This is a genomic window from Asanoa siamensis, from assembly GCF_016862555.1.
Lineage (GTDB): Bacteria > Actinomycetota > Actinomycetes > Mycobacteriales > Micromonosporaceae > Asanoa > Asanoa siamensis.
In genome coordinates, this window is record NZ_BONE01000029.1 from 1 (window position 1) to 11,658 (window position 11,658).

Genomic DNA, 11,658 nt, shown 5'->3' on the forward strand with positions numbered 1-11,658 from the left:
CCTCGACCCGACCACGGTGCGCGGCGGCGCGCAGCGCCGCCTCGGCGGCCTCGACCTGCCCGAGGAGACCACCGTCGGACCCGGAATCCGGGCCGGCGAAGTCATTCCCGTACATGCCCACAGTGTTACAGCTTCCTGACACACAAGCCAGCACCTGTAACAACTCCGTGGCCGTGTATCACGCAGAGTGAGCGGATCATTGCCTTGTGCGTCACCCGCATCCACTGAGGACAATGAATCACGCCACTTGTGAGATTTAGATTTTCCTTAAGTGTGCAACGCCAAGGCGCCCGAAACAGGGTGTTTCAGGGCGGCTTGTGGACTTTCCACCGATGCCACCAGCGCGTATGCGGCTGTAGCCTTCGAAACGGTCGATCGCCAACCCCCGGCGGTCAGTTACCGAGAGCCACTCCCCGGCCTGAAAACAACCGGAGATCACCCCTCATGCGTCCTCGCGTGGTTATGGTGCTCGCTATCGCCGCATTGCTGCTCGGCGGTGTGCTGTTGGTGCCCGCTGCCTACGCCAAGCTGAACGACGACAGCGGCGCGGGTTCCACCGCCGCCGCGGCAGCCGGACCCGCGCCGACAATTGCCCCGAAGCTCGTCGAACCACCCCAGCCGACGCTCGCGCCCGGCCCCGTCTCGGTCAAGGTCGACGGTTTCTACGCCTGGGCGCTGATGGACCTCAAGTCCGGCAAGATCTCCGGCTCGAAGAACAGCGCCACCCAGACGAGCTCGACCGAGTCGATGATCAAGACCTGGATCGTCTCGGATTACCTCCACGCGCTCGACAAGAAGGGCGCACCGCTCACCAGCAGCGCGAAGAGCATGATCGAGCGGACGATCCGGGACAGCAACGACACCGACGCCAGCAAGCTCAACGCCGCCATGGGCGGCACGGCGCAGACGAAGCGGATGATCAGCACCTGCGGGCTCAAGAACACCAAGCTCGGCACGGTGCCCGACTACGTCGGCTGGTGGAGCTTCACCGAGATGTCCGCGCAGGACGTCACCCGGCTCGGCCAGTGCATCCAGTCCGGCAAGGCGGCCGGCGAGAAATACACGCCGCTGGTGCTCAGCGAGATGAGCAAGGTGCGGGGCACCGTCACCCAGCAGGCCAAGACCCAGGGCGGCGGGCGCTGGGGCATCATCGACGGCCTGCCCAAGGAGATCGTCACGCGGGAAGGGCCGATCAGCATCAAGAACGGCTGGACCCCCCTCGTGTACGACGGCGACTGGCACATCAGTTGCATGGCCATCAGCAAGGACTGGGTGCTCGCGGTCCAGACGCGCTACCCGGCCTCGAAGCCCCTCTCCTACGGCGCGAAGGTGTGCCAGGACACGGCCACCCAACTCGTCACTCCGAAGGTCGGCGCAGCCCTGCGGATCCCCTCGTCCGGCGGCAGTCAAGGCTGAGCATTGAAAACGCCCCCCAGGAAGCGCCGGTCCCGGCGCGCGACCACGATTGTCGCCATATTCGTCGTCCTCGCCGCCCTCGGCGTCGCGGGCATCCGGCTGTTGCCCGGCTCGCCGATGGCCAACCGGGCCGCGGCGCGCTGGGAAACCCCGCCGGGCCTGACGGGCGCGACCGGCGGCCCCGAGTCGGCGGCACCGGACGCACCGCCGGCCGAGCCCGAGAAGGCGCTCGCGCCGCTGCCGGTCAAGGCCACCGACGTCGAGATCGACCACTCCGGCTGGTACTCCTGGGCGCTGCTGGACACCCGTACCGGTGAGATGTCCGGACCTGCCGACCGCACCGAGCTGAGCACGACCGCCTCCCTGATCAAGTCGTGGATCGGCGCCGACTTCCTGCGCCGCTCGGCCGAGCAGGGCAAGGAGCCCAGCGAGTCGCGGATGGCCCAGGTCGAGACGATGATCCGGGACAGCGACAACAACGCGGCGCAGTCGCTCTTCGAGGCCAACGGCGGGACACCGACGATCAAGCGGGCGATCTCCATGTGCAAGCTCGAGGACAGCAAGGTCGCGGCCGACGGCGGCTGGAGCCGCACGATGCTCTCCCCGGCCGACATCACCCGGCTCGGCGCCTGCATCGCGAACGGCACCGCCGCGGGCCCGAAGTGGACCACGTACCTGCTCGACGAGATGCGGGCGGTGCGCGGCACGGGCGACTTCGGCATGCGCAAGGCGTTCCCGGCGGCCGACCAGAAGAAGATCGCCATCAAGAACGGCTGGGTCGACCGGACGCGCGAGCAGGAATACCACGTGAGCTGCATGGCCATCGGCGACGGCTGGGTCATCGGCGTGATGACCAAATACGACATCAGCAAGGGCTACACGTACGGCGCCAACATCTGCAAGCAGGTCGGCGTGCAGCTGCGGGCAGCCGCGACCAAGGGCTAGCTGCCGCGAGTTCCGGACGCGCCCCTGTCCGGCTCGATAGGTTAGCGGTGGTTCATCACCCTTTGTCCGGCGACCCCCGGGGCTGACAGTGAGCGCTAGCCATAGGCGTCGCCGGCATCGGCGCGCCGCGACCGTGACGGCCATCGTCGGAGCGCTCGCCGCGATCTGCGTCGCGGGCACGCTGGTCTGGGCGGCCGGGTCGCCGGTGGTCTTCCGGTCGACCACCCGCTCGCGGCCGCACCTCGGCGCCGCCGACCGGGTCCCCGAGGCGGCCCTGATCGCCCCCGTGGCCACCCCGGCATCGGGGCCCGAGAAGCTGCCGGTGAAGGCGACCGAGATCAACATTCCGCACAGCGGCTGGTTCTCGTGGGCGCTGTTGGACACCCGTACCGGACAGCTCTCGGGTCCGTCCGACCGCACCTCGGTGAGCACCACCGCGTCCCTGATCAAGGCCTGGATCGGCGCGGACTTCCTGCGTGGCGCGGCCGAGCAGGGCCGGACGCCGAGCGCCGACGACCTCGACCAGGTCGAGTCGATGATCCGGGACAGCGACAACGAGGCCGCGGCGGCGTTCTGGGCGGCCAACGGCGAGACCGCCTCGATCGGCCGGCTGATCTCGATCTGCCGGCTCGAGAACGCTCGGGCCGCCGCGGACGGCGGGTGGAGCCGCACCCTGCTCTCCCCCGCCGACATCACCCGGCTCGGCGCCTGCATCGCGGACGGGCGCGCGGCCGGGCCGGCCTGGACGGGCTACCTGCTCGACCAGATGCGCGGTGTCCGCGACGAGGGCGACTTCGGCATCCGAAAGGCGTTCCCCGAGGCCCAGCGCGGCGCGATCGCCGTGAAGAACGGCTGGATCGAGCGCGAGGAGGAGCGGGAGTACCACGTGAGCTGTCTGGCCATCGGCAACGGCTGGACGGTCGGGGTGATGGCCAGATACGAGATCGACAAGGGGTACGGCTACGGCGCCGCCATCTGCGAGACGGTCGGCGCCCGGCTCCGCGAGGCCGCGGGGCGCTAGTCGGTGTAGAAGGCCGGACCCGTCGGGGGCAGTTCCGGGACCTCGCCCGCGAGGGCCGCGCGGCGGGCGAACTCGCGCAGGCCGGCCACCTGGCGGTCGCCGAGCGAGAAGTCGAGCACCCGGAAGTACGACGCGAGCGTGGCGGCGTCGAACGGCTCCCAGCGGGCGGCGGCGGTGGCCACCTCGTCGAGTTCCGCGAGGCTCAACTCGCGCGACCGCAGGAACGCCTCGTGCACCTCCTTGACCTGGCCGGGGTGGCGCTGCGCGAAGTCGCGCCGGGCGGCCCAGACGGCGAACACCATCGGCAGCCCGGTCCACTCCTTCCAGGCCTGGCCGAGGTCGACGACGGTGAGACCGCGGCCCGGCGCCTCGTACATGGCGCGCAGGGCTACATCGCCGATCACGACGGCGGCGTCGGCCTCGAGCAGCATCTGGGTCAGGTCGGGCGGGCAGCGGAAGTACTCGGGCGTCACGCCGTACCGCTGGTCGAGCAGCATCTGCGCGAGCAGCACGCCGGTCCGCGAGGTCGAGCCGAGCGCCACCTTCGCGCCGTCGAGGTCGGCCAGCGGGCGGGTGGTGACCAGGTTGACCGAGAGCACCGGCCCGTCGCTGCCGACCGCGAGGTCGGGCAGCAGCACGAGGTCGTCGGCGTTGCGCAGGTATTCCACGAGGGTGATCGGTCCGATGTCGAGGTCACCCGCGACCAGGTCGGCGCTGAGCTTCTCGGGGGTGTCCTTGTGCAGGTCGACGTCGAGCAGGGCGCCCGAGCGCATCAGGCCCCAGTAGATCGGAAGACAGTTCAGGAACTGGATGTGCCCGACGCGGGGCCTGCGAATCTCCGGCATGGTGCCCCACGCTATCCCGAGCAGTGGGACGCCGCTCAGGCAACCGCTGCGGATGTGACTTCCTGCTGGCGGATCGCCCTGGTCACCGGCACGGCGGCGGCGAGGACGGCCAGGACGCCGGCCAGGCCGAACGCGAAGACCAGGGCGCGGGGTGAGAACGGGCCGAGCAGGGCGCCGGCCAGGACGTAGCCGAACATGGCTCCGCCGTTGGCGGCCGCGTTGAGGCCGGCGAAGGCGCGGCCGCGGGCGCGTTCCGGCACCCGGCGGGCGACCAGGATGTTGCTGAACACCCCGAGACCGCCGTTGAGCAGGCCGCCGGCCAGCCAGAGCAGCACGACCAGCCAGACGCCGGGTGCGGCCGCGCTGATCACGACCGGCACGCAGGTGGCGCCGAGCAGCAGGAGCACGCCGCGGGCCAGCGCGTTGTCGTCCTCGTACCGGCGGATGATCCGGGCGAAGACCCACGCGCCGACCGCCATGCCCGCGGTCCACGACGCGGTGACCAGGCCGAACGCCGACGCCGAGGCGCCCAGGGTGTCGCGGACGAAGAAGACCTCGATGACGTTGACGGCGCCGACGCCGGCGACCACCACGCCGAAGGCGATGAACGTGGCGAGCAGCAGGCCGTCGGCGCGCAGCCGCCAGGGTGTCTCGGCCTCGGCCGCGGCGTCGACCGTCGCGGTGGCACCGCCGCGCCGCGTCCGCAGCAGCAGGCCGGCGCCCGCGACGGCGAGGTAGGTGAACGCGTCGATCAGCAGCGGCGGCCGGGTGCCGAACGCGCCGACCAGGAACCCGGCCGCCGCCGGGCCGAGCAGGGTGCCGATCATCGACGCGGTCTGCCCGATGGCGCTGGCCCGGGGCAGGTCGTCGCGGGTGACCATGGACGGGACGAGGGCCGCGAAGGTGGGGTTGGTGATCGCGAGGCCGGCGGCGAGCAGCGCGATCAGGCCGATCATCGCGAGCGGGGCCGACACGAAGGCCAGCGCGGTGCAGACGACGGCCTGGGCGAGGCCGGTGCAGACGAGCAGCGTACGGCTGTCGAAGCGGTCGGCGAGCCGCCCGGTCAGCGGGGCGAGGGCGACGATCGGCAGGGTCGCCGCGAGCCAGAGCCCGGACACCGCGAGGCCGCCGGCGCCCTGGTCCTGCAGGGCGAGCGCGAGCGTCGTCGCCGCCAGCGCGTCGCCGGCCATCGACAGCGCCCGCGACCCGGCGGTGAGGTAGACGTCGCTCCAGCGCGAACGCGTACCCGCAGATGTGAAGGACATACTTCGAAAGTAATCCTTCACATCTCTGCTTCGCAACCCCTCAGTCAGTCATCGGGGAAGAGCGCGATGTGTACGCGCACGGTCCGCGCCCCCGGCGGCGCGGTGTCCTTGCGGTCCCGCACCCGCAGCGGCTGGATCATCTGCTCCATCCGCGCGAAGAGGTCCTGCAACTCGTCGGCGGTCGCGAGAATCGTCGACGTGTTCAGCCCGGCGGCGTCCCGCCACTCCGCCGACTCGTCCCGCGACCGGGACATGAAGGCCTGCAGCCGGGCATGATCGCGCTCGACGTAGACGGCCACCAACGCGTCCTCCGCGGCCCGGGCCTCCGCGTCGGCGCCGGGTTGGAGGTCGACACCCCAGGAGTGCACGGGGCTCTGCCAGACGCGCTCGCGCCCGTCACCCCGGCTGGGCGCCTGCTCGATCATGCCGACCTTGGCCAGCTCCCGCAGGTGATAACTGGTGGCGCTGGGCGACAACCCGACGATCTCGGCCAACTCGGTGGCCGTACGCCCCTCACCGGTCGTGTTCAGATCCTCGATGATCGCCACCCGCGCCGGATGCGCCAACGCCCGCAACACCTTCGGATCCGAGATCCGGCGCCGCTCCTGCCCGACCTCCGTCATACGCCCATCGTCCCACCGTGCTCCACGACCGCCCGCCGGGCTCACGCGATCGCGGCGACGTCTCCATCATCGAAGTAGATGGCCTGCTGTAGTCGGCCACCGAGGGCTACCGCGAAACGGGCCACCACGTCCTGGCCCGAGATCTGGCCCTGCTCGATCTGCGACACCCGCCCCTTGGTGACTCCCATCCGGTCCGCCACCTGCTGCTGGGTGAGTCCACGGGCGCGGCGGATGTCGGCCAGTCGCCGCCCGACGACCTCAGCCAGCAACTCCTCCTTGCCTTCGGCGACGGCGGCCTCGCCACCCGCCCGCCGCACGTGCTCATCGCGGATGTCCTTCCACCGCACGTAACTGCTCATCGGCATCCTCCTGCTCCGTGCGTTCTTTCACGTAGATCTCGTACCGCTGCTCGGCCGGGTATAGCAATCGCTATACCCGCGCACGATATTCGGTGGAACGATCTCGGGGGGCGGCGTAGCGTGGATCGCCGCCGCGCTGTGGGTGCGGTTACCGGGCACTGCCGGCACCGGCGGGCGTTTGCGAGCGCCTCGCATGGAGTTCCGGGCGGCCCAGGTCTTCCCGATACAAACCCCGGAAGGTTTCTCGGATGACCCTGCCCGCTGATCGTCTTGTCAATGCCGACGCCACCGAGCCCGCGACCGATCTCGAGACCGACCTCGGCGCCGAGCGTGCCCATCTCGGTGCCTCCCGGGCCGCGCTGCAGCGCATGCGCCTGCGCGCCGAGGCCCTGTTCAGCACCGGCGGCAACGTCGCCGGTGACTCCTACACCGCCGAGACCCTCGGGCGTACGCTCGCCCGCCGCGTCGCCGAGCTGGCCGACGACCCGGACACTCCGCTGTTCTTCGGGCGCCTCGACTTCGGTTTCGGGCCGGCGGCCGAGGACCACGCCGGGCACCGCTACCACGTGGGTCGCCGGCACGTGACCGACGACGACGGCGAGCCGATGGTGCTCGACTGGCGGGCGCCGGTGTCCCGGTCGTTCTACCGCGCCAGCGCCCGTGACCCGCAGGGCATCGCGGTGCGCCGCCGGTTCGGGTTCAGCGCCGGGCTGCTGACCAGCTTCGAGGACGAGCACCTCGACCGCGGTGAGGAGCTCGGCACCAACAGCCGGATCCTGACCGCCGAGATCGAGCGCCCGCGCGTCGGGCCGATGCGCGACATCGTCGCGACGATCCAGCCGGAGCAGGACGAGCTCGTCCGGGCCGACCTCGACGTCTCGATCTGCGTGCAGGGCGCGCCCGGCACCGGCAAGACGGCGGTCGGCCTGCACCGCGCGGCGTACCTGCTCTATCTGCACCGCGAGCGGCTCCGCCGGTCGGGCGTGCTGGTGGTCGGGCCCAACCGGGCGTTCCTGTCCTACATCTCGGCCGTGCTCCCGGCCCTCGGCGAGGTCGAGGTCGAGCAGGCCACCGTCGACGACCTGATCGCCGCGGTCCCGGTCCGGGCGCAGGACACCCCCGCCGCCGCCGCGGTCAAGCACGACGCCCGGATGGCGACCGTGCTCGCGGCGGCCCTCGAAGCGCACATCCGGACCGAGACGGAGCCGATGACGGTGCCCGACGGCTCGTACCGGTGGCGGATCGGCGCCGAGGTCCTGCGCCGGCTGGTCGAGGAGGTCCGCGCCGAAGGGCTGCCCTACGGCACGGCCCGCGAGCGGGTCCGGGCCCGGGTGGTCAGCCTCCTGCAGCGCCAGTCCGAGGCGCGCCGCGGCGACTCGCCGAACGACGCCTGGCTGCGCCGGATGGGCAAGGCCAAGCCGGTCACCGATTTCCTCGACCAGGTCTGGCCCGCGATGACACCGGAAGGGCTGGTCGCGGAGATCCTCACGGACCCGCCGGCCGGCGTGCTCTCCGACGAGGAGCGCGACCTGATCCGCTGGGCGGCGGCGCCGCGTTCGCTGAGATCGGCGAAGTGGACCACCGCCGACCTCGTGCTGATCGACGAGGCGGCGGGTCTGATCGAGCGCCGGCCGAGCTTCGGCCACGTGGTCGTCGACGAGGCCCAGGACCTGTCGGCGATGCAGGCCCGGGCGATCGCCCGGCGCAGCGAGCACGGCTCGATCACCCTGCTCGGCGACCTGGCCCAGGGCACCGCGCCGTGGGCGGCCGCCGACTGGAAGGAGACGCTGCGGCACCTGGGCAAGCCGGACGCCGAGGTGGTCCCGCTGACGATCGGCTTCCGGGTGCCGGCCGCGGTGGTCGCGTTCGCCAACCTGCTGCTGCCGGCCCTGGCGGTCGACGTGCCGGTGGCCCGGTCGCTGCGGCACGACGGCGGCCTGACCATCGACGCGGTCACCGACCTCGACACGGCGACCGCCGCGGAGGTCCGCGCGGCCCTGACCCACGACGGCTCGGTCGGCGTGATCGCGGCCGACGCCGCGGTGGCGCAGGTCCGCGCGGCGCTGAGCGCCGCGGGCATCGACTCCGCGACGGCCGACGACGTCGAGTCGCAGGCGCGGGTCACGGTCGTGCCGGCCTCGGTCGTCAAGGGCCTGGAGTACGACCACGTGGTGGTCGTCGAGCCGGCCGAGATCGTCGCCGCCGAGCCCCGCGGCCTGCACCGCCTCTACGTCGTCCTGACCCGCGCCGTCAGCCGCCTCTCGGTGCTGCACACCCAACCGCTGCCGGGCCCGCTCGCAACTGATCCTGACTAACCGAGGGATACGGCACGAAGGGAAGTCCGGGAGGCGACATAAATGAACGGTCCCGGCTGGTTGAGCAGGGCGGCGATAGCCCGCCACTGGCACATCACGATTTCCAACTGCTCGAACGTCCCGTGGGCCTGCCCTGTCGCTAGGGCAACCATCCGCGCGCCATGCTTTCGCACCGCATTCAGCTCAGCGGAGTGAGCTTGGATCTGACCATCCCTGGTGATGATCAGCCAACCCATAGCGCTCACTGGTCCGATCCAGTCAACGTCCAGCTGATGCGGACCCTCCACAATGCATGCCGGCCTTTCCTTCCGGTGAACAACCCCGCCCGGGTCTCCCGGGTAGGTCACATCCGGACGGAGACGAGCGAGAACATGGCCGAGCCCGAGAATGTCGGCGTCTATGTAATACCGAACTTTTGCGGGCTTCAGCCTGCTCACGCGGCCGAGCGAGCCGATTCGGCTCGCCTTGAGTTCTCGTATGCCAAAGCCCAGCGGACGTCGGCTATCGAGAGTTCGTATAGGTTGGCCAGCGACTCGACATCTTCGCCGGAGTCTTCCTGCTCCCAGATCGCAGCAGTGCTGATGCCGCCCACCGCAGGGCGCCCGAAACGTGCGCTGGGCCGGATGCGGACGGTCGAGGCTTCGTCCTCCGCCGGGCGCCACCCCGCGGGACTGTCGCCATCCCAGTCGACCCGCTCGTAGAACTTCTCGGATGGGGCCGTCAAGATTAGCTGTCCGCTGATCTGAGCGACGAGGTGGAACTCCGGATCGAGGCCGCTCGACTCCTGCGCTCGGAGGACGAGTTCACGGTTGATCACGTAAGGGCGTCGATCCGCGAGCGGATAAGGCACCCCGAGCCCTTCACGCATAAGTCCGATGAAAGCGCGAAGCTCAGCCATTGGGACGTTCTTCTCCCGACGGTACTGCCCGAGAAGTCCCGCCTCCACAAACTCAGCCCACGTAACCACGCGTCGACCTAGCGGCTCGGTACGAAGGATGGGCTTGTATTCCCGGCCGCGCCGCTCTCCACCCTCGAGCCAGTAATGCAGCGTGCCCTGACTGACCCGCAGGAGCCGGGCGGCTTCTGCTTCGGAGAACATCTCGCGGTCGAGAACGGTGGCCACATCAACAGTTTGGCACCGACATGCTGCCGTGACAGCCCCACCGTCAGCTCCATGATGCCAACCTTCATCGATCGTGCTCCCCGGCGCAGTTGCCTACCAGCGCAACCTAGCGATGCGGCCCTGTTCGCCGGAGGCGAAGCAGACCGCCAGGCCCGCGCACTCCACCGCGTCGAAGCTGCCGCTGTCGAAGAGCGACCAGTGGCGGCCCCCGTCGAAGGAGATGTCGCTGCCCGTCGGGCCGACCGCGAGCACCGGGCCCAGCCTGGTCATCCAGGCCGCGCCCGAGCGGTACTCGCCCGGCTCCCGGGGCGCCGGCGTCCAGGTGCGGCCGCCGTCGCGGGTCAGTGCGACCCCGTCCGGTGCGGCGGACGGGGTCGCGTAGTCGCCGCCGACGGCGACGCCGTGGTCGCGGTCGCGGAACGCCAGCGAGTAGATGCCCGCCGACGGGCCGCTGGGCACCGGCGTGTCCGACACGGTCCAGGTGCGGCCGAGGTCGTCGCTGCGGAAGACCCGGGCCGTCGCGCCACCGCCCGTCGCGAAGTAGGCCCGGCCGCCGACCGAGACCAGGCACGTGCCGCTCGCCGCGAACGCGAACTCGCCCGGCAGCGCCGCCGGCATGCCGGCCGACGGGACGACCGACCACGAGCGGCCCGAGTCCGCGGTGGCCAGGATGCGGAACCTGCCGTCGACGGGGTCCGACAGCGCCAGGCCGTGCCGCTCGTCGAGGAACGTCAGGCAGTCGTAGAACGCGGCCGGGTCCTCGTTGCGGAACGTCTCGGCCCAGCTTCGCCCGCCGTCGGCCGTGCGGTAGACCCGGGAGTCCGTGCCCGTGCCGATCGACAGCGCGACCGCCCGGCGGGCGTCGAACGCCGCGATGTCGCGGAACTGCAGCGCCGCGGCGGACGGTGGGCCGACCGACGACCAGGTGCGCCCGCCGTTGACCGTACGCAGCACCGTGCCCTCACTGCCGCTGGCCCAGACGGTGCTGGCGCTGACCACGGACAGGCCGCGCAGCCGGGCCGTGCTCCCGGTCGGCGACAGTTCCCACGACGGCGACGGGCTATGGGTGAACCCCGCCGAGACGGCCAGCACGCCGAGTGAGACGGCGGCCATCGACGCTCTCCGCATCCACATGCCGTGTCAACTTACCCGCGATATCGACCTACTTCCACGCCCGCTCCGCCAGGTCGCCGAGGCGCCGTAGGGCGTTGGCCCGCGAGCCCAGGGCACACAGGCTGCCGAGGATCACGTCCTTGTCCCGATCGGACGGTCGCAGGTCGCCGAGGATCCGCTTGGCGCCGTCGGCACCGAAGCCGCGGGTCCAGCCGTTGTTGTCGAAGAAGTGGATGCGCGCGATGGCCTCCCGCAGCGCCGCGCTGCGGGTGTCCGCGGTGACCTCGCCGGTCGTCAGGTCGAGGGCCCGCGTCTCCATCGCCCAGCCGATCAGTGGAGTCCCGCCCGACTCCACCGCGGCGAACGCACCGAAGCGCGCCGCCTGGATCGCTGTGCAGACGTCGTGGTAGTCGGGTTGGACGGCGAGCACGGCGTGACCTCGCCCGGGGTGGCCCTCCACGAGGCGCAGGAGGGGCTGGAGCGCGTGGGTGCGCGCCTGGTCGAGCACCCACGCTGCCGCCAGGTCGGCGGCGTCGTTTCGAGGGGTGAGGTCGTTCGGCACCCATGCGGTGCGGTAAGCAACACTCACGAATGCTGACGTAACCACGAAACGCGTCGAAACTCACGAATGAC

The 11,658-nt window shown here is 70.9% G+C and carries 12 protein-coding genes and 1 pseudogene; 4 read left to right on the forward strand and 9 right to left on the reverse strand.

What is annotated here, in order from left to right; translation table 11 throughout:
* Nucleotides 1-121 (reverse strand): annotated as a pseudogene (locus Asi02nite_RS42575) (1,2-phenylacetyl-CoA epoxidase subunit PaaA); the annotation flags it as partial.
* Nucleotides 122-444: 323 nt separating this feature from the next.
* Between Asi02nite_RS42575 and Asi02nite_RS18845 the strand changes: the two are divergent.
* From Asi02nite_RS18845 to Asi02nite_RS18855, 3 genes are all read left to right on the forward strand, one after another.
* Nucleotides 445-1,416 (forward strand): hypothetical protein, encoded by a 972-nt coding sequence (locus Asi02nite_RS18845; RefSeq protein ID WP_203714655.1) that lies wholly within the window; start codon nt 445-447, stop codon nt 1,414-1,416.
* A gap of 3 nt (nt 1,417-1,419) precedes the next feature.
* Nucleotides 1,420-2,361: a serine hydrolase gene (locus Asi02nite_RS18850; protein ID WP_239126813.1), complete on the forward strand. Its 942-nt coding sequence runs from the start codon at nt 1,420-1,422 to the stop codon at nt 2,359-2,361.
* 133 nt (nt 2,362-2,494) lie between these two features.
* Nucleotides 2,495-3,382 (forward strand): serine hydrolase, encoded by an 888-nt coding sequence (locus Asi02nite_RS18855; RefSeq protein ID WP_239126814.1) that lies wholly within the window; start codon nt 2,495-2,497, stop codon nt 3,380-3,382.
* Here Asi02nite_RS18855 and Asi02nite_RS18860 read toward each other — a convergent pair.
* Genes Asi02nite_RS18860 through Asi02nite_RS18875 form a run of 4 tightly spaced genes read right to left on the reverse strand, consistent with a single transcriptional unit; the run spans nt 3,379 to nt 6,474 of the window.
* Entirely contained in the window at nt 3,379-4,227 is an 849-nt protein-coding gene (locus tag Asi02nite_RS18860) for a menaquinone biosynthetic enzyme MqnA/MqnD family protein (protein WP_203714658.1), read from the reverse strand. The two genes, Asi02nite_RS18855 and Asi02nite_RS18860, sit on opposite strands and share 4 nt — an antisense overlap.
* Nucleotides 4,228-4,262: 35 nt before the next feature.
* Nucleotides 4,263-5,492, reverse strand: a complete 1,230-nt coding sequence (locus Asi02nite_RS18865) for an MFS transporter (protein ID WP_203714659.1) — start codon at nt 5,490-5,492, stop codon at nt 4,263-4,265.
* 44 nt (nt 5,493-5,536) lie between these two features.
* Nucleotides 5,537-6,115: an ArsR/SmtB family transcription factor gene (locus Asi02nite_RS18870; RefSeq protein WP_203714660.1), complete on the reverse strand. Its 579-nt coding sequence runs from the start codon at nt 6,113-6,115 to the stop codon at nt 5,537-5,539.
* 41 nt (nt 6,116-6,156) lie between these two features.
* Complete coding sequence (locus Asi02nite_RS18875; RefSeq protein ID WP_203714661.1) at nt 6,157-6,474, reverse strand: helix-turn-helix domain-containing protein; 318 nt, start codon at nt 6,472-6,474, stop codon at nt 6,157-6,159.
* Between the two features lie 248 nt (nt 6,475-6,722).
* Between Asi02nite_RS18875 and Asi02nite_RS18880 the strand changes: the two genes are divergently transcribed.
* Nucleotides 6,723-8,789, forward strand: a complete 2,067-nt coding sequence (locus Asi02nite_RS18880) for a HelD family protein (protein ID WP_203714662.1) — start codon at nt 6,723-6,725, stop codon at nt 8,787-8,789.
* Here Asi02nite_RS18880 and Asi02nite_RS18885 read toward each other — a convergent pair.
* The 4 genes from Asi02nite_RS18885 to Asi02nite_RS18900 all read right to left on the reverse strand — a co-directional run bounded on the left by Asi02nite_RS18885 (nt 8,786) and on the right by Asi02nite_RS18900 (nt 11,614).
* Nucleotides 8,786-9,226 carry a PIN-like domain-containing protein gene (locus Asi02nite_RS18885; protein WP_203714664.1) on the reverse strand — a complete coding sequence of 147 codons (441 nt, stop codon included), beginning with the start codon at nt 9,224-9,226 and terminating at the stop codon, nt 8,786-8,788. The genes Asi02nite_RS18880 and Asi02nite_RS18885 overlap by 4 nt on opposite strands.
* Nucleotides 9,223-9,912, reverse strand: coding sequence for a DUF433 domain-containing protein (locus Asi02nite_RS18890; RefSeq protein WP_203714665.1), 690 nt, complete (start codon nt 9,910-9,912; stop codon nt 9,223-9,225). The genes Asi02nite_RS18885 and Asi02nite_RS18890 overlap by 4 nt, the downstream gene beginning before the upstream one ends.
* A gap of 93 nt (nt 9,913-10,005) precedes the next feature.
* A complete protein-coding gene (locus tag Asi02nite_RS18895) occupies nt 10,006-11,025 on the reverse strand; it encodes a WD40/YVTN/BNR-like repeat-containing protein (RefSeq protein ID WP_203714666.1) in 1,020 nt (339 codons plus the stop codon).
* A gap of 49 nt (nt 11,026-11,074) precedes the next feature.
* Complete coding sequence (locus Asi02nite_RS18900) at nt 11,075-11,614, reverse strand: hypothetical protein (protein ID WP_203714667.1); 540 nt, start codon at nt 11,612-11,614, stop codon at nt 11,075-11,077.
* Nucleotides 11,615-11,658: the final 44 nt, after the last annotated feature.

Coding starts and splice junctions, on each gene's coding strand:
- Asi02nite_RS18845 (WP_203714655.1), top strand. CDS start 445: ATGCGTCCTCGCGTGGTTATGGTGCTCGCTATCGCCGCATTGCTGCTC.
- Asi02nite_RS18860 (WP_203714658.1), bottom strand. CDS start 4,227: ATGCCGGAGATTCGCAGGCCCCGCGTCGGGCACATCCAGTTCCTGAAC.
- Asi02nite_RS18865 (WP_203714659.1), bottom strand. CDS start 5,492: ATGTCCTTCACATCTGCGGGTACGCGTTCGCGCTGGAGCGACGTCTAC.
- Asi02nite_RS18870 (WP_203714660.1), bottom strand. CDS start 6,115: ATGACGGAGGTCGGGCAGGAGCGGCGCCGGATCTCGGATCCGAAGGTG.
- Asi02nite_RS18875 (WP_203714661.1), bottom strand. CDS start 6,474: ATGAGCAGTTACGTGCGGTGGAAGGACATCCGCGATGAGCACGTGCGG.
- Asi02nite_RS18880 (WP_203714662.1), top strand. CDS start 6,723: ATGACCCTGCCCGCTGATCGTCTTGTCAATGCCGACGCCACCGAGCCC.
- Asi02nite_RS18895 (WP_203714666.1), bottom strand. CDS start 11,025: ATGGCCGCCGTCTCACTCGGCGTGCTGGCCGTCTCGGCGGGGTTCACC.